Consider the following 21,350-nt stretch of genomic DNA (forward strand, 5'->3'; position numbering starts at 1 on the left):
AGAAGGACATAATTCGTCCATATATAAAGACAGTATTTTTAGAAACGGACCGTATTTTATGAAAGTCGTTATCGTTGAATCACCTGCCAAAGCTAAAACAATTAATAAGTATCTTGGCAGTGATTATAAAGTTTTAGCATCCTATGGCCACGTGAGAGATCTACCGGCTAAAGATGGATCTGTGAAGCCTGATGAAGACTTTGAAATGGACTGGTCCGTAGACCGTGACAGCAATAAACGCATGACAGAGATTGCATCCGCTGTTAAGTCAGCTGACACTCTCTATCTTGCAACTGACCCTGACCGCGAAGGGGAAGCCATTAGTTGGCATGTGTTAGAAATCCTGCAAAAAAAGCGAGCCTTAAAAGATACTGCCATTCACCGTGTGGTGTTTAATGAGATTACAAAATCAGCCATCATTGCTGCGATTGCGTCTCCGCGTGAACTTGACACAAAAATGGTAGATGCCTATCTGGCCCGCCGCGCTCTTGATTATCTCGTGGGTTTTACCCTCTCGCCTGTTTTGTGGCGGAAGTTGCCTGGGGCTCGCTCTGCGGGACGGGTTCAGTCTGTAGCCCTGCGTCTCGTTGCCAATCGTGAAACAGAAATTGAGCGTTTTGTACCTCAAGAATATTGGTCAGTAGAAGCAAATGTAACGAACAAAGATCAGAAAGCTTTCACCACTCGCCTCGTTTCTATCAATGGCAAAAAGCTGCAAAAGATGAGCATAGAAACGGGAAAAGAAGCTCAAGACGCCGTTGCTCTTGTTAAGAAAACTCCGATTACTGTCACTGCTCTTGAGAAAAAACCGACGAAACGCCATCCGCAACCCCCCTTTACAACATCTACGTTACAGCAGGAAGCTGCTCGGAAACTAGGGTTCCCAGCAAATAAAACAATGCGTGTCGCACAAAGCCTTTATGAGGGTAAAAATATCGGCGGTGAGGTAACAGGTCTTATCACCTATATGCGTACAGACGGGGTGACAATAGCTGGCGAAGCTTTGAATGCAACACGCTATTTAATCGAAAGCAGGTATGGGGATCGGTATCTTCCTGAGAAACCAAAATTCTATAAGTCAAAAGCAAAGAATGCTCAGGAAGCACACGAGGCAATCCGCCCTACAGATCCAAGTCGCCGGCCAATAGATGTCGCCTCTGCCTTGGATCAAGACGAGAAAAAACTTTACGAGTTGATTTGGCGCAGAACTATTGCTTCTCAAATGGCCAGTGCCCAGCTTGAACGCACAACGATTACTGCCTTCAATGAAGATCAAACCGCTGAGCTAAGAGCGACAGGCAGTGTCATTACATTTGATGGGTTCCTTTCTGTCTATCAGGAAGGAAAAGATGATGAGAAAGATGAAGGCGAAGCGCGCTTACCTGCCGTAACCGAAGGGGAAGAATTATTGCTGGACCAAGTCAATCCAAAGCAACATTTCACAGACCCAGCGCCACGTTTCACTGAGGCATCCCTAGTGAAACAGCTTGAAGAGCTTGGTATCGGCCGGCCCTCAACGTATGCGTCAATTCTTACGGTGCTGCGAGAGCGCAACTATGTAAGAATGGATAAGAATAGATTTATTCCTGAAGATAAAGGTCGTCTTGTCATCGCCTTTCTTGAAGTCTTCTTTGAACGATACGTTCAATATGATTTCACTGCAAATCTTGAGAATGAGCTGGATGACATCTCTGCTGGTTCTCTAGAATGGAAGAAAGTATTGAGAACATTCTGGACAGACTTTAAACCAAAAACAGAAGAAGTTATCAGTGAAAAGACCTCTGAAATCATTGATGCTCTGGACGCTTACCTTGAGCCGATGGTTTTTGGGACAGATGTAGAAATTATTGCGGAAAAACGCAAATGCCCAAGTTGTGATGATGGACGCCTTGGTCTTAAGACAAGTCGATATGGTGCTTTTGTAGGATGCTCGAATTATCCAGAGTGTAGCTATACAAAACCATTTGGCCGGATCGATGCAGACAATGACAATGAAAATGCTGCAGATGGCCCTCAATCACTTGGGATGCACCCTGAATCCGGCGAAGAAATTTCTGTTAAAGTGGGCCGTTTCGGACCTTACCTTGAAATGGCAAGTGCTGAAAAAGGTGTTAAACCACCCCGAGCCAGCATTCCAAAAGACATGAAGCCTGAAGATGTTTCTCTTGAAATGGCTGTCCTTCTATTGAGTTTACCTCGCACAGTTGGCCTGCACCCAGAAAGTGGCAAACCAATCACGTCTGCCATAGGACGATACGGGCCTTATGTCGCTCATGAACGTACCTTTGCCAGTCTTCAATCCTCTGATGAGGTCTTCAGCGTAGGACTTAACCGTGCTGTTTCTCTCATCGCTGACGCACAGAAGAAGAAAGCGGGCGGCAAAGTCACATTAAAAGAGTTAGGAGATCATCCTAAAGAAGAAGGGCCTGTATATGTCTATGACGGGCGCTATGGTCCTTATGTTAATCATGGCAAGATCAATGCAACCTTACCAAAAGGGACAGATCCTGAATCAGTGACAATGGAGCAAGCTGTTGAATGGCTTGAAGCCAAAGCAGCAAAAGGCGGTAAAAAGAAAGCAGCCCCTAAGAAGAAAAAGGCAGCGAAGAAAAAAGCCGTAAAGAAGAAAACAACTGCGAAAAAGAAGGCGCCGACTAAAAAGAAGGCTGCGAGTTAATCAAAAGCATAGTATGATGAAAGGGCGCCGAGGAGCGTCCTTCATTTTTTCAAGGAATTATTTGTGGCAAAGTCTGATCAATATTCGTCAATTCCCGATGCAAAAGCCGTTCTAGATTATATTAAATCGCAACCTGGCAAAGTGACAAAGCGAGAAATCTCTCGTGCCTTTGGGATTAAAGGACAAGATAAAATTTTGCTAAAACGTCTGATCAGAGAAATGATTGAAGACGGCATGATTACACAAAATACCCATAAAGCTCTGGTCCCTGCAGGGCAATTACCCGCTGTGCAAGTTGCTGAATATGCAGGAACAGACAAAGACGGCGACCCTCTCTTAAAGCTCGTCAGCGAAGAAGGCGATCGACGAAGTCCTCTTATTTATCTCATTCCAGAACGTGGTAAGCAGCGCAAAGAACAAGCCATGGGTCCGGGAGATAAGGCCTTAGTGCGGCTGAACTTGGTCAGCGAAGAGCCGCTCACCTACCGAGCCAGAGTCATAAAGAAAATATCGAGCGCGCCTACAACCATGCTAGGAATCTTCAAAGGGAATGAGAAAGGCGGCCGTCTTCATCCTAGCGACAAGAAAGAACGCAACGAAGTTGTTATCCAAGCCGAGCATGTGAACAAAGCAAAAGACGGTGAACTTGTCCTGATTGAAGTCTTGCCTCGATCTCGGCGCAGCCATGGTCTAAAGCAAGGACGTGTTCGAGAAGTTATTGGCGATGTCAGTCATGCCAAATCAATCAGCCTAATTGCAATACATACTCATGAGATTCCCAATGAATTTCCACGTGAAGTTCTTAAAGAAGCAAATTCAGCTCTGCCTGTAGACTTGGGTAAACGCACAGATTTAAGAGACATTCCTCTGATTACCATCGACCCTGCGGATGCTCGGGATCACGATGATGCCATCTGGGCAGAACAAGACCCTGCTGCTGAGAACCCAGGCGGATGGCACTGTATCGTCGCTATTGCGGATGTAGCACATTATTTGAAACCGGACGGCCTGATCGATAGAGAAGCTCAAAAGAGAGGCAACAGCTGTTATTTTCCTGATCGTGTTGTCTCAATGATTCCAGAGAGTCTATCAGCTGGCTTATGCTCGCTTATGCCATATCAAGACCGAGCGACCATGGCGCTTCACATGTGGTTTGATAAAGATGGCAAAAAAATAAACCATAAATTTGTTCGCGGGCTAATGCGTTCAGCAGCTAACATCACTTATAAACAAGCTCAGGAGGCCATAGACGGCAATCCTAATGATATGACTGCTCCACTCTTAGAGAAAGTCTTAAAGCCACTCTACGGAGCTTATGCGGCCCTAACTAAAGCTCGTGAAAAGCGAGAACCTCTTCATCTAGACCTACCAGAGCGACAAATAGAGTTGGATAAGTTTGGTAATGTCGCTGGTATTACCACACGAGAAAGATTAGACGCGCACAAATTAGTTGAAGAATTTATGGTTTCTGCCAACGTGTGTGCTGCAGAGGAACTTGAAAAATATGCTCTGCCTTGCATGTACCGCGTTCACGAAGAACCGAGTATGGAAAAAATGGAAGCCCTCAGAGACTATCTAAGCTCTCTAGAATTAAACCTTACTAAAGGGGCTGTTCTTAAACCACGATTATTCAACGGTGTTATGAGGCAAGTTAAAGACACGGCTCACGAAACAATGGTAAATCAAGTCGTCCTCCGTAGTCAGACGCAAGCCTATTATAGCCCAGAAAATATGGGACATTTTGGATTGGCCCTAGAGAGATATGGTCACTTCACATCTCCGATCCGTCGCTATGCTGATCTTCTTGTACATCGGGCTCTTATCAAAGCCTTAAATCTTGGCAAAGATGGCTTGACCGATCGTGAAATGGCGCAAATGGAAGCCCTTGGGGAACATATCAGCAGCACTGAGCGACGTGCGATGACTGCAGAACGGGACAGTACCGATCGATATCTTGCTTCCTATCTGTCAAAGCAAATTGATCAAGATTTCATTGGCCGGATTAGCGGGGTCACTCGCTTTGGCCTCTTCGTAACGCTTGAACCCACGGGAGGGGATGGCCTTATTCCTATCTCAGACTTAGGCGGGGACTATTATATCCATGATGAAAAGATACATGCGCTGGTTGGCGAACGTACGGGACATCGTTTCTCATTGGGAGATAAGTTAACCGTTAAACTGACGGAGGCGAACCAGTTTACAGGAGGCCTCAGACTTGAGTTATCTGGTGATAGCAAACCCAAAGAGATGTCTTCTCGTCAACGGGACAGAGCCAAACGGAGCGGACGACGCAGTGATATGAGAAATAGAAGCCGCGCAGGAAAAACGCGCAGCTTCAACACAGATAATTCTGGCAGCCGAGGTAGAAAGAAAAAGCGCTAAGGCTATAATATTCCTAATTCCATAAAGACATCTGCCACATCATTACCAAAGTCCGACCCCTTCCGGATGACAGGGACATTCTTTGGCAAATCGTCTGTGCGCATATCCTTATTGTCTGTTGCGATCAAGGCCACAGGCGTTGCTCGTGTGGTCGGCATTGCTTTTAAGGCACAGGCGAGGTCTATACCTGTTAATTCTGGCATCACTCTTGAGGTAATGACACAATCAGGCTTCATTTGAGGAATCAATACAAGAGCATCAAGTGTGCTTGCAACATTCACAATACGATACCCACATTCTAAGAGTTCCCGTGTTACAATTTTAGTTGCAATTCCTGGCTCCATGACAAGCATCACTTCAATGTTAGAGACTGTGATAGAAGCTTCATCGAATCCGCCCTTAGCAGGCAGTTTTCGCATGACTTCGGCGACATCAAATGTGCGATCATTTATGAAAGCTTCTAAAGCTTCAGCAATGCGATCACTAAAGGCTTGGATTGAAGAGAGGTCCTCAACAGAGATTTCTTTCATATCGAAGGTGAAGTCTTCAAATCGGTGAGAAAGAACAAGGATTGCCTTCATATCAAAACTTGCGGCTACGGCTTTGATACTATGAGATTCTAATCGAACCTTTGATAATGATTCGGTGCCTGTATACACTCCTGAACGTCTTTTAATGATAATATCATTTAAACTGCCGAGCTTATCCTCAATGGTATCTATCGCCTCGTTACGAAGTTCAAGAAGAATGTCGTCAACCATGACCAACCCTTTGCAAAAAGTAATAATTTTTGAATTTCAATGCTTTGTTATCTATCCTTATACAGTTAAAAAAATATTGATAACAATGAAAAAAGAAAATTTATTTGCAGAATACGAACTGAATGCTTGACTTTATGGAATTCCCCTGTATTTATGCCCGACGAAGTTGGTCACATGAGGGTGACCGCAGTTAGATATTTCTTGGAGTTGGAACTATGGCAAAGCCGACCAGCATCAAAATCCGTTTAGTAAGCACTGAGGGTACTGGTTACTTTTATGTAACAAAAAAGAATCCTCGCACAATGACGGAGAAAATGGTCAAGCGTAAGTATGACCCTGTTGCACGCAAACACGTTGAATTTAAAGAAGCTAAAATTAAGTAATTTTTTTAGTTTTTTAAAGTCACAAAAAAACCTGGATACCTTTCGGTTTCCAGGTTTTTTATTATTTTGTCTCTTAAGAGTTCAAAGGACGACTCGCCCGCCTGACTTTTTATTCTCTTCCGGCGACAACGACTCTATTTCGGCCAGCATTTTTAGCCTCGTAAAGCGCCTTATCGGCCACATCAATCAAGAGAGATGTATCAAGGTCCGGTGTTGTTTCCATTGTTGCGACCCCAATGGAGACACGGATCGGTATAGCCCCTTCGGGTGCACTGCATACGAAATTTGTCTCCTCGACCTCCTGCCGTAATCTTTCCCCTACCATTTCACCCCACTCGCTGGTGGTATCGGGCATCATTACAACGAATTCCTCACCGCCGTATCGGGCGGCTAAATCTACACCACGGATGTTCTGGGCTATTCTGTTGGCGAATTCTGCCAGAACCTCATCCCCAACCGCATGACCATAGGTATCATTCACTTTCTTAAAGTGGTCGATATCCATAATTAAGATTGTCAGAGGCTTTCCAAGACTTTTAGGCGATTTAATATGTGTATCTAAATGGCTAGTAAGATAATGTCGGTTAAAGAGGCTAGTTACAGCATCAGTGGTCGCCATTTGCATGCTGATGAGGAAATTTTCATTGAGCTTGTCTGCATATCTCTTACGCCGCAGCTGAGTCTTCACCCGAGCAATAAACTCCATTCGATCAACAGGACGGACAACATAGTCATTCACCCCAATATCTAATGCCTTGACCAAGGCGGGTGAATTGGGATCATCGACCATCACGAGAAGCGGCAACCGCCTAGTTTCATCAAACGTCCTCAGTTTAGAACAGATGCGAAGGCCATCGCACTCCCGCATGGTTAAAGAGATAATCAGCAAATCAAAGCTTTTCTCTCTGATCCGATCTGGCACGTCGTCATCCCCAAACATTTGGGTTACTTCACCATACCCATCAAGTGCCTTTGAAATACGGCTCATAACCCGCTCTTGCTCATCAACAATGAGAATACGGCCCTTTAATTTTTCATCATCAAATAAATCTCTAGCTTCTGTTGCGTCTAAGCCAAAGCTGCCGCCTGTAATCTCGCGCTTTCTCAGCTCATCCATCGTCATCTTCATCCGAACGAGGGATTTAACACGGGCAAAAAGTGCTATATCCTGAAGCGGTTTGGTCAGGAAATCATCTGCACCAGCCTCTAATCCTTTCACACGATCAGAAGGTTGATCAAGCGCGGTCACCATGACCACAGGAATGTGCATGGTGTTGGGATCTGATTTAATTTTCTTACAGACTTCAAAACCATCCATGCCAGGCATCATTACATCTAAAAGAACGATATCAGGGTGTTCCCGACCAATGATTTCTAAGGCTTCCATACCTGAGTATGCTGTCAGGACGTCAAAATACTCACTGGCTAGCTTAGCTTCTAGCAGTTTAACGTTCGGTGCTACATCATCGACAACTAAAACCCGCGCAGTCATATCAGACCCTCATACCCCAAAAAACAAGACTCTAGGAGGTTTATTATTATTTATTATGCATATGCAAATTTTTTGACGGTTTCAAGGAAATGACCAACTGAAATGGGTTTTGCGATATAAGCCTCACATCCCCCTTGACGAATTTTTTCTTCATCACCCTTCATGGCAAAGGCTGTCACTGCAATCACTGGAATTTGTCGCAGGTCTTCATCTTCCTTCAGCCACTTGGTTACCTCTAAGCCAGAAACCTCAGGTAGTTGTATATCCATCAAAATTAAATCAGGCTCATGTTCTCGAGCAAGGTCAAGCGCTGACATGCCATCGCGAGTTTGAATAGTTTCATAATCATGCGCTTCTAGCAGATCACAGAACAGCTTCATATTGAGATCATTATCCTCAACAATCAATATTCGTTTTGCCATATCTGTTTTATTCCCGTCAGTACTTGATAGAGTAGTATTTCTACAAATTACAAAATAATCTTAGTCTTAATATGTGTCAAAAAACAAGAGTTTATTGAATAAGTATAATCTTTTTTTGCCAAAATACGGCGTATTCTATAGAATCAAATTGAGAATGAACAGACACACAGCAAAGAATCTACTCCCATGCATCCAGATGAAACCTATACCCTCGCACTGACAGCCCTGTCCTATATCTTTGAAAATGAACACTTAGGCAGTCGTTTTCTAAATATGTCTGGATTTGATGAAATGACATTAAAGGCAAGAGCATCTGACAGCGAAGACACCGCTTTTCAATTGGGCATACTTGATTATTTCATGGGATTTGAGCCAGACTTAGTTGCCCTTTGCGAGCATAAAAACATCAGGCCCGAGCATGTGGTCAAAGCTTGGATTGCCCTTGGGGGCGATCCTCAAATGCTCTAGAGAGGGCCTATGACACCTTCCCCTTCCACACTCCCTAACTCAACGCTTTGTAGAGATTGTTTCACACTCTTCTCTGCTCAATCTGAGCGATGTACTGAATGCTCAAGCCGGCGTACAATCAGTCACCCTGAACTACAGGAATTATCCATTGCACATGTGGACTGCGATGCCTTTTTTGCTGCTGTAGAAAAGCGAGACAATCCAGACCTAAAGGATAAACCTGTCATAATTGGAGGCGGAGACCGCGGGGTGGTATCAACTGCCTGCTATATTGCGCGCATGAACGGTGTGCGCTCTGCTATGCCTATGTTTAAGGCCAGAAAACTTTGCCCAGATGCCGTTATCATTCATGGAAACATGCATAAATATAAAGAAGCAAGCTTACAAATCACAAGACTTTTCAACGAGTTGACGCCTTCTGTTGAGCCCCTTTCCATAGATGAAGCCTTTCTTGATTTAACCGGCACCAGCCTTGTTCATCAAGGAGATAGCGGCTCTATCGTTCTCGCAAAATTGGCAAAGAAAATTGAACAACAAGTTGGTATCTCTATCTCTATTGGATTGTCTTATAATAAATTTTTGGCCAAAGTTGCTTCAGATATGGACAAACCACGTGGTTTTACAATCATTGGTCACAGCGATGCGAAACAAAGACTGGCAGAGCTCCCCATCAACCGAATTCCCGGGATCGGAAAAGTCACTGAGAACTCTCTAGAGAAAAAGGGCCTAACCATGATAAGCCAGTTACAAACCATGAGTGAACGTGACTTGGCCGGAAAGTTTGGCGAAACAGGCCTCAGGCTATACAGATTATCACGGGGGATCGATAACAGAATCGTCAAAAAGGAACGCAAAACAAAAAGTGTGTCTGGCGAAACCACCTTTAGAAAAGACATATGGGAATATACAGAACTGGAAACTCTCTTGTGGAAACAATGTGAGCGGGTTTCAAAAGATCTCAAAAAGAAAAACCTTGCTGCCACAACCGTTACCCTAAAGTTAAAAACATCACATCACAAGACACTTTCCAGGTCTCACACTCTTGACGGCGCCACACAGATGGCTACCATTCTATTTGAAAAATCAAGACACATGTTAAAGCCCCTTTGTGACGGCACTTACTACCGCCTCATCGGTGTTGGCGGGAGCAACCTGACCTCAGCAGATTTTGCCGATCAACCAGATCTTATTGAACCAAAACGCAACAAATTAACCGACGCTGAAAAGGCGATTGATCAATTAAGAGATCGATTTGGCGATAAAATGATATCAAAGGGTCGATCTTTTAAATAATTAAAACAATATCTTATTTTGATTATTTCATTTAATATATGAACATCCTTCTTCGCTTAAAATTTCCAAAAAACATGGCATATACATTGCATAGTATTTTACATAGTAAATTGTGTAGGAGATAAAAATGAACGAAGCTTTGTTTTTAGAAGAAGATCAGAAAGTTGCTATTAATCCCTATGTAAGTGGGCTTGCTAGCCAGCTTATGAAAACGGCAGCTCGTGCAGAAATGAAGTTTGACAGCACAGGTTGGCAACTGATTTCAGAAGTTCTTAGTTATGCCGCAGCTGCTGAGCAACGCATGTCAGAACAACGCGATAGAATTTCATATCTTGAAAATCTCTCTATTACCGATGAATTGACGGGCATCACTAATCGCAGAGGGTTGCGTCGTTTTTTAGGTACCACTCTCGCCAGCGTTAATCGCCATAAAGAAGCCGGTGTCCTTGGCTTCATTGATTTAGATGGTTTTAAACAAATCAATGACACTTATGGTCATTTGGCAGGAGATACAATTCTTCGCCATGTTTCTCATATTCTAAAAAATGCCATTCGACCGACTGATGAAGTTTCCAGAATTTCAGGTGATGAATTTGCCATTGTCCTCACACGCTGTACTTCTGAGGAGGGCGTAGAGAGACTCACACAAATTCAAACATTGATTAATTCTTCAACCATAAACTTTGGTGGCATAGATATTCCAATTGAATGCAGCATAGGCCATCATCCTTTTGCGCAAGGAACTGATCCAAGCAAATTGATCGAACAAGCAGATCTTTCTATGTATAAGAATAAAAGCGCTAGAAAAGCTGAGAAGCAGGCCAAAGCTCTGGAGCAGGCAATTTAATGATTATTGAGATTTCCTGTGTTATTTAGTTGATTTATACAGCGAAATACGCAATAGAAATTAAGGGGTTATGAGCATCACTGGAGGCTTTTACCCCTTTTTTTAATTAGACTTTGTAGGATCAAATCAATGACTGTGAAAGAGCGTTTAGAAAAACTAGGCATCACGTTACCGGCAGCGGCAGCCCCTGTGGCGAACTATGTCCCTTATGTGATTAGCGGCAACCTTATCTCTATTTCTGGTCAAATTCCTATGGGACCAACGGGCTTAGAATTCAAAGGGCAAGTTGGAAATTCCGTATCACCGGAAGAGGCCCTGAGTGCTGCAAGACTTTGCGGCATCAATATCATCGCACAATTAGATGCGGCACTAGACGGAGACCTTGACCGTGTAGTACGTATCGTGAAACTAGGTGGCTTTGTAAACTGTGTCAGTGAATTTGCTGGACAACCTCAAATTATTAATGCTGCCTCAGACTTGATGGTTGATGTTTTTGGTGACAAGGGACGACACTCACGGTCAGCTGTGGGGACAAATGCCCTCCCCCTTAATGTCCCAGTGGAAATCGACGCACTGGTAGAAATCACTGCATAAGAAAGATAATTAACGATGCCAATGGATTATAGCTGGATTATAAAGACTGATATTGCACATCGCGGGCTTTATAAGAGTGGTACAAAGTATGAAGAGAATAGCCTTGCTGCTATAGAACGTGCCGTTGAAAAAGGTTATGCCATTGAAATTGATGTCAGAATGACTGCAGAAGGGGCAATTGTGGTTTTTCATGATGCCCGTTTAGAGCGCCTTACAGATGGTAGAGGCTATGTCTCTGAATTCACATATGCAGAATTAGAAAAATACACAGTCGGACAAACTGGGCTAAAAATTCCTCTCTTGACTGATGTACTAGATTTAGTGAATGAACGTGTTCCCCTCATCATAGAAGCCAAATGCCCTCTCTCTATGGACCCTTTTCAACTTTGTGCCGGCATCAGATTCGCTCTGGAAGGCTATATTGGTAAAATAGCCGTTATGTCTTTCAATCCTAAAGTTGCCCTGTGGTTTAGGGATAATTTTCCAGACTATGCCCGAGGCCTCGTTATTGATTTCCAGGGATTAAGCAAGTTTCATCGAAGACTCTTAACGTCCTATTCTCTTCGCCGGACCAATCCACATTTTCTTGCACTCGACATTAACAGCCTCCCCTCTAAATTTGCAGAAAAATGGCGCTCATCTGATAAACCACTTCTGACTTGGACCGTGAAAAGTAAAGGACAAGAAACAGTCGCGAGAGAAAATGCAGATGCATTGATCTTTGAAGCGCCTGCAGTTGCTGGTACTCTTGATGATGGAACCCCATAAACTTACGATTGAAGTCGTTGATTCTATATCTGCAATCAATGAGAGTGACTGGCAGTCTTGTACAGACGGTTATCCTTTCTCTAACTATCATTTTCTGTCGGCACTAGAAGAGAGTGGTTCGGTCGGCCGCGCAGATACAGGGTGGATTCCGCAACATTTTATCGTCAAAGACAGCAATGAAGCCGTTCTCGGTTTTATGCCTGCCTATCTTAAACTTCACTCTCAAGGGGAATATGTTTTTGACCATGGGTGGGCTGAGGCCTATGAACGCGCTGGCGGGCGCTACTATCCTAAACTTCAGTGTTCTATTCCGTTCACCCCAGCGACAGGCCCAAGATTACTTGCGCGACAGTCCTTGAGTGACACGGACACTCAACTTGTCAAAAATGCTCTTCTAGAAGGGGCTAGATCTTATTGCTTGCAACAACAGCTTTCTAGTTTCCATTGTACTTTCATGACAGATGGCGAGTCACATATAGCCCTGAAACAAGGGTATCTTTTGCGACATGATCAACAATTTCATTGGTATAACGATGAATATAAAGATTTTACTGACTTCTTGCTCAGTCTTTCTTCAAGAAAACGTAAGCAAATCAAAAAAGAGCGCCGGATTAGTCAGCATAAAGATCTGGTTATCAAACAACTTACAGGCCACGAAATGACAGAGGACTACTGGGATGTTTTCTTTCAGTGTTACTGTGACACGGGTGCAAGGAAATGGGGGCAGCCCTATTTAACTCGGGACTTTTTTGAGCTCATTGGCAATAAAATGCCTGAAAAAATTATGGTTGTTTATGTCGAAACAACAACAGGCTCTCCCGTTGCTTCTGCCTTAAATTTCATTGGTAAAGAGGCCATTTATGGCCGCCACTGGGGCGAATTAATTCATTATGACTGTCTTCATTTTGAAGCCTGTTATTACCAAGCCATCGATTATGCTATAAAAAATAAAATTGGCCGGGTTGAGGCAGGAGCTCAAGGCCCCCACAAGGTTGCAAGAGGATACCGCCCCACTAAAACCACGTCGGCGCATTATCTATCCGATCCAGGTTTCCACAAAGCAGTCCATGCCTTTCTGGAATCAGAACATCAACATGTCGATCATGAGATTGAATATCTATCTGATCATCTTCCTTTTAAAAAATCAGAGTGAAGGCTTTAATCCGTATAAGGGTCCCTCGAGAGATAGATTTCAATGCCAGCTTCCAAAGCTTGGCGTTTCCACTTTTCATCTTCAATGTTTTCAAGCACAACCCACACAGATTTGCTCTGCCAAACTTTTACCAATTGTGTGATTAAGTCTTTTCCATCAAAATGGCTGATCAGTTTTTTAAGCAAAGAAGCAGGCATCTCAATCACCCCCTCTTTTAAGAGAGGCGCTAATTCCTCATCCGTAACCGCATCACCAAAACGGTCCGTCCATAATAGGATCCCTTTTTTACGAATCCTTTTAATTGTCTGCCAATGAGGGCCTCCCCGTTTAATAGGTGGCACTCCCATAATACGCAGCCCAATTTGGGAAGGCATAATTAAATATTTTTCCAGCAGATCATTTAAGCGCTCATGAAAATCAGGTACCAACAAGCAAGATCGGCAAAGATCATAAAATATTTTATCCTGAGATGAATCCTTTTGAACAGCAAGTTGTCTAAGGACTTCTTCAATCTGCTTCAAGTCATGTTCAAGAGCTAAATCAGCATGATCCACAAGATTTATAAGTTCATCAGGTCGACGGAAATGGCCGTCTATATCTACTTTCCCCTCTAGAAGAAATGCAAATTTCTGTCCAGCCACTGCATAAGAGGCCTGACGCTTTCCTATTCTGTAGCCATAGGCATTAAGTGCGGCTTTAATTAAATTAACATGATGTTCAATACCCGACACCACTTCAGTGATTGACCGTGCGTCCGCCATATCATCAATATGCCCAGAAAACGCAAATGTAGCCTGCGATAGCGCCTTTTGCATTTGATCTGCAGGCAAGGTAGGATCATCGATCGCCACAGTTCGTGACTTTACACCTAATTCTTCAAGAGATAAGCCCAGGCTTTTCGCGGCATTTTCAACTTCCTCATGAAAAAGCTCTTCATGAAAATCCCCTCCCGTCAGCAAGCTATAGGTGGCCTCATCAACTTGACCAATTCGTCCGCCAATCGCTTGATTTTTAAGTTCTTCTTCAACCGTATCTCTGACCTTCTCGCGTTGATCTGGCGAAAGCCCTGCCCCTTCTCTCAATCCTGAGACCTGAATCATAGCCATATCTAAGTCCCCTTCATAAGGGCTCTCTAAAACAGCCTGTACAAAGTCAAAAAAGGCGTAAATCTCTTGAGCTGGAATATGCTCAGCACTAGGTGTGGGCTGACCTGATCCTTTAGCGACTTTAAAAAACTCGAAAAGCCATGATCCGTCATCATTGCTTGTAATCTGCATATCAAAATTAATATAGCCACCAGCATGATAGCGAAGAGGTACTTTTGGGAAGACAACATGGTCCAATTTACGCTCTGCAGCTAAGAGCTTTTGCAGTCGACTGTGAGCGTCAGGGGGAAATAAAAATTCAACGGGCTGCCTGAAAAGGTCATACTCTTCCCAACCCAAAATCTTAGAGAGCCTTCCATCTGAAGGGTCCAGTAAATGCGTTTCAGTAACGCTGATTGAAAATTCACTGCTATGAGGCATAAATCCATACTTTTTAATTGAGCCATAAGAAAGGTAAATCTATTCCTCTCCTAGGTCAAATATAGGTTTTTAATTTAAATTTTAGAGAACTATATTATCTGCCCTCTAGTCTTCAAATCGCCTAATCAAACTGCTTGTATCCTGACGATTTCCGCCTAAGGCCTGAACGTCGGCGTAAAAACTATCAACCAGGGTCGTCACAGGAAGGTCTAGGCCTAAACGCTTTGCTTCCTCTAGAACGATGGCAAGGTCTTTCCGCATCCAGTCTACCGCGAAACCAAAGTCAAATTCACCATCAATCATAGTATTGGCTCTATTTTCCATCTGCCAACTGCCAGCAGCGCCTTTCGAGATCACTTCGACAACAGCCTTTGCATCTAAACCCGCTTTTTGTGCCAAATGTAGGCCTTCTGACAGGCCTTGAACCACGCCTGCAATACAAACTTGATTAACCATTTTCGCAGTCTGACCCGCGCCCGCAGGGCCAATCCGTTTAATCATGCGACCATAGGCCTTCATTACAGAAGATACCTGATTAAAGGCATCAATCTCTCCACCACACATAACCGTGAGGATCCCGTTAACGGCACCAGCTTCACCTCCTGATACTGGCGCATCGATAAAACCTAGACCTTTCCCCTGCGCTTCTTTTTCTAATGTGCGCGCTGCATCTGCTGATACTGTTGTGTGATCTACAAAAACGGCCCCTTTTTCCATGGCCCCAAATGCACCATCCTCAGCCATGCAAACATGAAGAATATCTTTATCGGCGCCAACGCATGCAAAAACAATATCCTGCCCTCTTGCAGCCTCAGCAGGCGTTATTGCCCCTGTAAGAGAGACCCCCTTCTCTTCGGCGATAGCTTGATACTCTTCAAGCCACTTCTTAACTTTTGTTGGCGTTCTATTATATACAGTGACATCATGCCCTGAAGCTACAAGATGACCTGCCATCGGGTATCCCATCACACCGAGTCCTAAAAATGCTACTTTAGCCATCAGCCTATCCTTCCCTTCAACATTTTACTGCTTCTTAGTATCTACTCTTGCTCTAAATAAGACTAATGTCTAGGTTACACAAATTATAAATATGTAAAAATACTTCATTTCGGGAGTTTATATTCATGCGCAAAAGTTTAAAATGGGTGATCGGTCTTGTCTTAGTTTTTGGCCTCACTGCAATCACCTCAATCCTCATCCTTCGATCGAGCCTTCCAACTCTTTCTGGACAAGTCCATGTTACTGGTATTTCAGGTAGTGTGACTATTGCAAGAGATGAGAACGGTGTGCCGCATATCAGCGCAGCTGAATGGAAAGATCTTTATTTTGGTGTTGGCTATGTTCATGCGCAGGATCGACTTTGGCAGTTAGAAATGAACCGACGAATTGGTTCTGGCCGTCTGGCTGAAGCTGTTGGGGAAGCTGGACTTCGGACTGACCGATACTTTAGAACTCTTGGCTTTAGAGATCGGGCAGAAAAAGCCTATGCCAATATGTCTTTAGAAGAAAAAGCGACGCTACAAGCCTATGCAGATGGCATTAATGCTTACCTCACAACCCGAACGGGGGTTTTGCCTCCTGAATTTTTGATCCTTGGTGTAGATCCTGAACCTTGGACCCCCGTCGACTCCCTAGTATGGGGGAAAATGATGTGGCTCTCACTTTCTACCAATTACCGCCGTGAATTAGCACGTGCCCAATTGATGACCAAACTTTCACCTGAGCAAGTCGCGCATCTATATCCTACCTATCCGGGTGAATTTGAACATCCTCTTCCCGATATGAAAGACTACCTGAAGGACCTCCCTCTTGACGCTCTTGCCTCAGCTGTAGGAGAAGAAAAGCCAAATGGATTTGGATCTAACAATTGGGTCATTAGTGGAGATTTAACAAAATCTGGCAAACCACTGCTAGCGAACGATCCACATTTAGGGCTTACAACTCCGTCGATCTGGTATCTTGTTCGACTGCATCATTTAAATGAAAATAAAAATATTGTCGGTGTAAGCTTTCCTGGAAACCCTGGCGTCGTCCTAGGTAGAAATGATCAGATCGCTTGGGGATTTACCAACACTGCCACTGATGTTCAGGACCTCTTTATTGAAAAACTGATGGAGGATCAGAATTATTATCTGACCCCAGACGGGCCAAAACGCTTTATTGAGCGACAAGAAATAATAAAAGTGAAAGACGGTGACGACGTCAGACTAACGGTGCGAGAAACGCGCCATGGCCCTGTTTTAACAGATTTGTTAGATCGGGAACGCTCGATCACTCCAGAGGGGCACGTACTGGCTTTACAGTGGACGGCACTCGGCGATAAAGATTCACAAGTTGAAGCCCTCGCTGGTATGATGAAGGCAGAAACATTTGAGCAGGTAAAAGAAAGTGCCAAACTCTATATGGGACCTCAGCAAAACATGGTTTACGCTGACACAGAAGGAAATATTGGGTATTATTCCCCCTCCACGATCCCTGTAAGACATGAAGATAATCATATCAATGGCCGCCTTCCCTCACCAGGATGGCTCGCCGTCTATGACTGGCAAGGCTATTTACCACTTAGCGAAGTTCCTGAGCGCTATAATGTTGAGAGCGGTATTATAGCGACAGCCAATGAAAAAATCGTTGAACATGATTATCCTCATTATCTCACCCGCGACTGGTCAATGCCTTATAGAGGCAATCGTATTCGCAACGAACTGTCGCAAAGAAAAGATCATGATATTGAAACCATGAAGGCTTTGCATTTGGATACAGTTTCAGATGTTTCAAAAGACTTATCTCCACTCTTTCCCGCAAAAAATGATCGCTATCCACAGCTTTTAAAAGCCCTCAAAGACTGGAATGGGGATTTCGATAAGGAAAGAGCAGAGCCTCTCATATTTGATCACTGGATGCGCTTATATTCTAAAGCGCTAATGGCCGATGAGTTAGGTGAGGAGTTATATAATAAAACCCTCAGAAAAAGGCCTTACTTCCTGAAAAATGTCTGGGCCGCTGAGGCAAGAACCCCTGCCCATCCGCAAGACCCTTACTATGCATTGCCGCCCATTGACGACGAAAGTCTCGCAAAGTGGTGCGATAACGTCCAAACCACGGATCAAAGGGAAACATGTGCCCAGCTGAGCGAAAAAGCCTTTGATGATGCTATGGACGGCTTGATAAAGGCTCACGGCGAGGATTGGAATTCATGGCGCTGGGGGGATGCCCATATTCTCACTCAGACTCATCGCCCCTTCGGTGAAGTCAAGGCAATCGCAGAGTATTTCCAATTAACGTCAGAACAAGCAGGCAGCACATTCACAATTAATGTTGCTGGAAACAGTTGGAGAGAGAAAAGCCTTAACAAAAGCAGCTTTGGTGCGAGCTATCGCGGTATATTTGACCTCGCCAACATGGACGACAGCCTCTTCATTACCACAACTGGCCAATCTGGGAACCCTCTCTCAAAGCATTTTGGGGATATGCTTCCCTTATGGTCAGCCGGGAATTATATTAAAATACCTACGGCTCAAGTTATCCCTATAGGATCGGATGTTTTAGTCCTCAAAAAAGAATAGCCTTAAGCTTGAAAGATAAACCATAGAAATAGCTTCTCGTTATTGAGAGGCTATTTTCACACTTACAGCTTGAGCATATGGAGAAATATGTTTAAGCTACAACAACTTGCGTAAAAATGGTCCATGCAGGAGGCAAATCGTGGCTGATGAAAATATACGCCCGATAATTAAAAAAGTTAAAAAAGTTGTAGGCGGTGGTGCTCATGGGGGTGCGTGGAAGGTTGCCTATGCTGACTTTGTAACAGCAATGATGGCCTTTTTCATGCTGCTATGGCTTTTGAATGTTGCACCACCAGAAACTCTTTCTGGCCTGGCAGATTATTTCACGCCCACGACAGCTGTCTCTTCTTCAAATTCTGGCGGTAATGACCCACTCAATGCTGGGAAAAATGTTGTCAAAGGCAGTAACGCCGTGATTGATGTTCAATTAAAACCACAAAAAAAGAATGAAGAAGAAGAGCGAAAATCAAGTGAGGGCGGCAACGAAAAGTCGGAACCCACCCCTGAGGAAATTCGCGATCTAGAAATTCAAGACCTTATCCGCCAACAAGAAGCTGAAAATGAAGATTATGAAGATTTAATTGAAAAAATTAATATCTCTATTCAACAATCACAAACGCTGAATGAATTTTCTGAACATATTCAAATGGAAATCACGGAAGATGGCTTAAAAATCCAATTGATCGATAGAGACAGACGTCCCATGTTTCGTCGAGGGACGGATGAAATGTACAGCTTTGCTCAGAATTTACTGCGTGAAATTGGTGCATCGGTTCAAAACTTAAGTAATCGTGTTACCATTGAAGGGCATACGGACAATACCTCTCGCGAGAGCCGCCAAGGATATGACAATTGGGATTTGTCCGCCGATCGTGCGAACAGAGCTAGACGGGTTCTTTTTTCTGCGGGTGTGACTTCTGATCGCTTTTTTGCCGTCCTTGGTAAAGCTTCTACAGCGCCTTTATACCCAAGAAATCCAGAACGCAATGAGAACCGTCGTATCGCCATTCTCTTGATGCGTGAAACGGACTCTGTTCCTCGCGGATATGAGATTGACTAATTTTATGCCAGTCGTATAGTATTTTCTTAAACGGGAATAATGGGATAATAAGTCTCTCTTTGACTAGGGTGTTTTATGGAAATAATTGAGCCTACAATTCAGATGTGGCTGACCTTTGGGGTCGTAATAGGTGCTATCGTTGCCTATTCAGTTGATAGAATTCCTCTCGAAATCTCATCAATTGCTGCGGTTTCGGCCCTCTTGCTTTTGTTTCACCTTGCACCGGTACAGGACGCTTCAGGGACAACACTTGTGGGGACACGCGACCTTTTAAAAGGCTTTGCAGATCCTGCTTTAATGACCATCTTATGTTTGCTAGTTACGGGGCAAGCTCTTGTTCAGACTGGCGCTTTAAATGGCCTGGCTCAAAAATTACTGGGTTGGGGGCAGAAAAACCCATCTGGAATAATCATTATTTGCCTGATTGCAGTGATGGTCGTCTCAGCTGTAATGAATAATACTCCTGTGGTGGTGATCTTCATTCCAATCCTTACAGTTATCACGGATAAACTTGGGCGGAGCAGCAGCAGTGTGATGATGCCCCTGTCTTTTGTTGCTATTCTCGGAGGTAACTTAACTGTCATTGGCTCAAGCACAAACTTACTAGCTTCCGGTGCTTATGAACTTTCTGGTGGTGAGAAAATAGGTTTCTTTGATTTTACAATACCAGGGTCCGTCATGGCTGTGGTCGGCATAACCTATATCCTGTTTATAATGCCAAGAATTTTAAAACCTCGGAGCAATTTGGCCAGTCGTATACAGGATCGAAGTGGCAAGCAATTTTTATTTCAAATCGACATAACTGCAGGAAGCAAACTTGAGGGACAATCTTCTGTTGCAGGATTATTCCCAGGTCTAAAAGACGTTACCATAAGAATGATCACTCAAAACGGAGAGAAATTACTGCCTCCCTATGATGATATTACCTTGCATACTGGAGATCAGGTTATGGTTGCTGCAACACGCAGCGTGATGCAAAACCTCATGAATAACGACCCCGAACTTATTTCCCATGTTGAGGAAGAAGGGATGAAGGGGGATGATGAGAATGGTAAAAATGCAGAAATCATCGCTGAGGTCGTCGTTGCTCCAGCCTCGCGCCTCGACGGACGAACGCTCTCCATGGCAAACTTTCGCGGAGAAACAAGCTGCGCTGTCATGGGTTTACAACGTCGAAGTCGCATGATCCGTGATCACCTTTTTAACCAGCGTTTAGAAGCTGGTGATGTGCTGTTGGTGATGGGGACACGGTCTAATATCGAGAGTTTACGCCATAACATTGATGTCATCCTCATGGACTGGTCAAAAACAGATCTCCCAATAGCGAACAGGGCTATTCACGCACAGATAATTTTTGGTGTTATGGTCGCACTTGCTGCGACTGGCCTCCTACCAATCGCAGTCTCAGCAATGCTTGGAGCACTTTTGATGATCATCACCGGTTGCTTGAATGTGCGACAGGCTAGCCGTGCGATTGATAGACGAGTGTTTACCATTGTTGGTGCTGCCCTCGCCCTTGGCACAGCCATGCAAGGAACAGGCGGTGCTGAGTATCTAGCAACAAGCGTGGTAAATGCCATGATCGAAGCACCAGTTTGGGTTTTGCTCTCAGGGTTTTTCATGCTGGTAGCACTTCTGACCAATGTTTTGTCTAACAATGCGACAGCGGTCCTCTTTACCCCTATTGCAGTCTCAATTGCTACAAAGTTAAATATGGACCCAATGCCCTTTTTACTGGCTGTTATCTTTGGGGCCAACTGTAGCTTTGCAACACCCATGTCCTATCAGACGAACTTACTTGTGATGGCGCCCGGTCATTATCGCTTTACTGACTTCTTAAAAGCAGGAACCCCTTTAATTTTCATAATGTGGATAACTTTCACTTTTTTAATACCTTGGTATTATAATCTTTATTAATGGTATGAAAATAGCATAAACTTCTGAAACGACTCATAATGAAA

Annotated in this window: 17 protein-coding genes; 12 read left to right on the plus strand and 5 right to left on the minus strand. The window is 44.0% G+C overall.

All coding sequences use genetic code 11. The features are described from left to right. Nucleotides 1–58: 58 nt before the first annotated feature. Complete coding sequence (topA, locus tag QGN29_RS13000; protein WP_310798299.1) at nucleotides 59–2,677, plus strand: type I DNA topoisomerase; 2,619 nt, start codon at nucleotides 59–61, stop codon at nucleotides 2,675–2,677. A 63-nt stretch (nucleotides 2,678–2,740) separates the two neighbouring features. After that, nucleotides 2,741–5,059, plus strand: a complete 2,319-nt coding sequence (gene rnr / locus QGN29_RS13005; protein WP_310798300.1) for a ribonuclease R — start codon at nucleotides 2,741–2,743, stop codon at nucleotides 5,057–5,059. A 2-nt stretch (nucleotides 5,060–5,061) separates the two neighbouring features. Here rnr and QGN29_RS13010 read toward each other — a convergent pair whose 3' ends face one another. Next, entirely contained in the window at nucleotides 5,062–5,820 is a 759-nt protein-coding gene (locus tag QGN29_RS13010) for a PleD family two-component system response regulator (protein WP_310798301.1), read from the minus strand. A 215-nt stretch (nucleotides 5,821–6,035) separates the two neighbouring features. Here QGN29_RS13010 and rpmG point away from each other — a divergent pair, with 215 nt between their 5' ends. Beyond that, nucleotides 6,036–6,203 carry a 50S ribosomal protein L33 gene (gene rpmG, locus QGN29_RS13015; RefSeq protein ID WP_310798302.1) on the plus strand — a complete coding sequence of 56 codons (168 nt, stop codon included), beginning with the start codon at nucleotides 6,036–6,038 and terminating at the stop codon, nucleotides 6,201–6,203. A gap of 109 nt (nucleotides 6,204–6,312) precedes the next feature. On the opposite strand, the gene QGN29_RS13020 is transcribed toward rpmG, so the two are convergent. Both QGN29_RS13020 and QGN29_RS13025 read right to left on the minus strand, forming a co-directional pair. After that, nucleotides 6,313–7,695, minus strand: coding sequence for a PleD family two-component system response regulator (locus tag QGN29_RS13020; RefSeq protein ID WP_310798303.1), 1,383 nt, complete (start codon nucleotides 7,693–7,695; stop codon nucleotides 6,313–6,315). A gap of 53 nt (nucleotides 7,696–7,748) precedes the next feature. Beyond that, the gene (locus QGN29_RS13025; protein WP_310798304.1) at nucleotides 7,749–8,117 is read right to left on the minus strand and encodes a response regulator; all 369 of its coding nucleotides are present in this window, start codon (nucleotides 8,115–8,117) and stop codon (nucleotides 7,749–7,751) included. A 186-nt stretch (nucleotides 8,118–8,303) separates the two neighbouring features. Between QGN29_RS13025 and QGN29_RS13030 the strand changes: the two genes are divergently transcribed. The 6 genes from QGN29_RS13030 (at nucleotide 8,304) to QGN29_RS13055 (ending at nucleotide 13,240) form a co-directional block, all read left to right on the plus strand. Continuing rightward, nucleotides 8,304–8,585, plus strand: a complete 282-nt coding sequence (locus QGN29_RS13030; RefSeq protein ID WP_310798305.1) for a DUF3572 family protein — start codon at nucleotides 8,304–8,306, stop codon at nucleotides 8,583–8,585. A 9-nt stretch (nucleotides 8,586–8,594) separates the two neighbouring features. Then, nucleotides 8,595–9,878, plus strand: a complete 1,284-nt coding sequence (locus QGN29_RS13035; RefSeq protein WP_310798306.1) for a DNA polymerase IV — start codon at nucleotides 8,595–8,597, stop codon at nucleotides 9,876–9,878. Between the two features lie 127 nt (nucleotides 9,879–10,005). Then, a complete protein-coding gene (locus QGN29_RS13040; RefSeq protein ID WP_310798307.1) occupies nucleotides 10,006–10,725 on the plus strand; it encodes a GGDEF domain-containing protein in 720 nt (239 codons plus the stop codon). Nucleotides 10,726–10,854: 129 nt separating this feature from the next. Then, nucleotides 10,855–11,319: a RidA family protein gene (locus tag QGN29_RS13045; protein ID WP_310798308.1), complete on the plus strand. Its 465-nt coding sequence runs from the start codon at nucleotides 10,855–10,857 to the stop codon at nucleotides 11,317–11,319. Between the two features lie 15 nt (nucleotides 11,320–11,334). Further along, nucleotides 11,335–12,087, plus strand: a complete 753-nt coding sequence (locus QGN29_RS13050; RefSeq protein WP_310798309.1) for a glycerophosphodiester phosphodiesterase family protein — start codon at nucleotides 11,335–11,337, stop codon at nucleotides 12,085–12,087. Then, nucleotides 12,071–13,240: a GNAT family N-acetyltransferase gene (locus tag QGN29_RS13055; protein WP_310798310.1), complete on the plus strand. Its 1,170-nt coding sequence runs from the start codon at nucleotides 12,071–12,073 to the stop codon at nucleotides 13,238–13,240. Before QGN29_RS13050 ends, QGN29_RS13055 begins: the two co-directional genes overlap by 17 nt. Before the next feature lie 5 nt (nucleotides 13,241–13,245). Here the strand turns inward: QGN29_RS13055 and QGN29_RS13060 are convergent, their stop codons facing one another. Beyond that, nucleotides 13,246–14,766: an EAL domain-containing protein gene (locus QGN29_RS13060; protein ID WP_310798311.1), complete on the minus strand. Its 1,521-nt coding sequence runs from the start codon at nucleotides 14,764–14,766 to the stop codon at nucleotides 13,246–13,248. A gap of 105 nt (nucleotides 14,767–14,871) precedes the next feature. Further along, nucleotides 14,872–15,765 (minus strand): NAD(P)-dependent oxidoreductase, encoded by an 894-nt coding sequence (locus QGN29_RS13065; protein ID WP_310798312.1) that lies wholly within the window; start codon nucleotides 15,763–15,765, stop codon nucleotides 14,872–14,874. 125 nt (nucleotides 15,766–15,890) lie between these two features. Between QGN29_RS13065 and QGN29_RS13070 the strand changes: the two genes are divergently transcribed. The 3 genes from QGN29_RS13070 to QGN29_RS13080 all read left to right on the plus strand — a co-directional run bounded on the left by QGN29_RS13070 (nucleotide 15,891) and on the right by QGN29_RS13080 (nucleotide 21,306). Continuing rightward, nucleotides 15,891–18,329, plus strand: coding sequence for a penicillin acylase family protein (locus tag QGN29_RS13070; protein ID WP_310798313.1), 2,439 nt, complete (start codon nucleotides 15,891–15,893; stop codon nucleotides 18,327–18,329). A gap of 139 nt (nucleotides 18,330–18,468) precedes the next feature. Next, on the plus strand, nucleotides 18,469–19,389 hold the full coding sequence (locus QGN29_RS13075; protein ID WP_310798314.1) for a flagellar motor protein MotB: 921 nt from the start codon (nucleotides 18,469–18,471) through the stop codon (nucleotides 19,387–19,389). A 75-nt stretch (nucleotides 19,390–19,464) separates the two neighbouring features. Further along, nucleotides 19,465–21,306 carry an SLC13 family permease gene (locus tag QGN29_RS13080; protein ID WP_310798315.1) on the plus strand — a complete coding sequence of 614 codons (1,842 nt, stop codon included), beginning with the start codon at nucleotides 19,465–19,467 and terminating at the stop codon, nucleotides 21,304–21,306. The last annotated feature ends 44 nt before the right edge of the window (nucleotides 21,307–21,350 follow it).

The organism is Temperatibacter marinus, from assembly GCF_031598375.1.
Taxonomy (GTDB): domain Bacteria; phylum Pseudomonadota; class Alphaproteobacteria; order Sphingomonadales; family Kordiimonadaceae; genus Temperatibacter; species Temperatibacter marinus.

Coding starts and splice junctions, on each gene's coding strand:
- QGN29_RS13025 (WP_310798304.1), bottom strand. CDS start 8,117: ATGGCAAAACGAATATTGATTGTTGAGGATAATGATCTCAATATGAAG.
- QGN29_RS13020 (WP_310798303.1), bottom strand. CDS start 7,695: ATGACTGCGCGGGTTTTAGTTGTCGATGATGTAGCACCGAACGTTAAA.
- QGN29_RS13045 (WP_310798308.1), top strand. CDS start 10,855: ATGACTGTGAAAGAGCGTTTAGAAAAACTAGGCATCACGTTACCGGCA.
- topA (WP_310798299.1), top strand. CDS start 59: ATGAAAGTCGTTATCGTTGAATCACCTGCCAAAGCTAAAACAATTAAT.
- QGN29_RS13080 (WP_310798315.1), top strand. CDS start 19,465: ATGGAAATAATTGAGCCTACAATTCAGATGTGGCTGACCTTTGGGGTC.
- QGN29_RS13010 (WP_310798301.1), bottom strand. CDS start 5,820: ATGGTTGACGACATTCTTCTTGAACTTCGTAACGAGGCGATAGATACC.
- QGN29_RS13050 (WP_310798309.1), top strand. CDS start 11,335: ATGCCAATGGATTATAGCTGGATTATAAAGACTGATATTGCACATCGC.
- QGN29_RS13030 (WP_310798305.1), top strand. CDS start 8,304: ATGCATCCAGATGAAACCTATACCCTCGCACTGACAGCCCTGTCCTAT.
- QGN29_RS13040 (WP_310798307.1), top strand. CDS start 10,006: ATGAACGAAGCTTTGTTTTTAGAAGAAGATCAGAAAGTTGCTATTAAT.
- QGN29_RS13055 (WP_310798310.1), top strand. CDS start 12,071: ATGATGGAACCCCATAAACTTACGATTGAAGTCGTTGATTCTATATCT.
- QGN29_RS13065 (WP_310798312.1), bottom strand. CDS start 15,765: ATGGCTAAAGTAGCATTTTTAGGACTCGGTGTGATGGGATACCCGATG.
- QGN29_RS13035 (WP_310798306.1), top strand. CDS start 8,595: ATGACACCTTCCCCTTCCACACTCCCTAACTCAACGCTTTGTAGAGAT.
- rpmG (WP_310798302.1), top strand. CDS start 6,036: ATGGCAAAGCCGACCAGCATCAAAATCCGTTTAGTAAGCACTGAGGGT.
- QGN29_RS13070 (WP_310798313.1), top strand. CDS start 15,891: ATGCGCAAAAGTTTAAAATGGGTGATCGGTCTTGTCTTAGTTTTTGGC.
- QGN29_RS13060 (WP_310798311.1), bottom strand. CDS start 14,766: ATGCCTCATAGCAGTGAATTTTCAATCAGCGTTACTGAAACGCATTTA.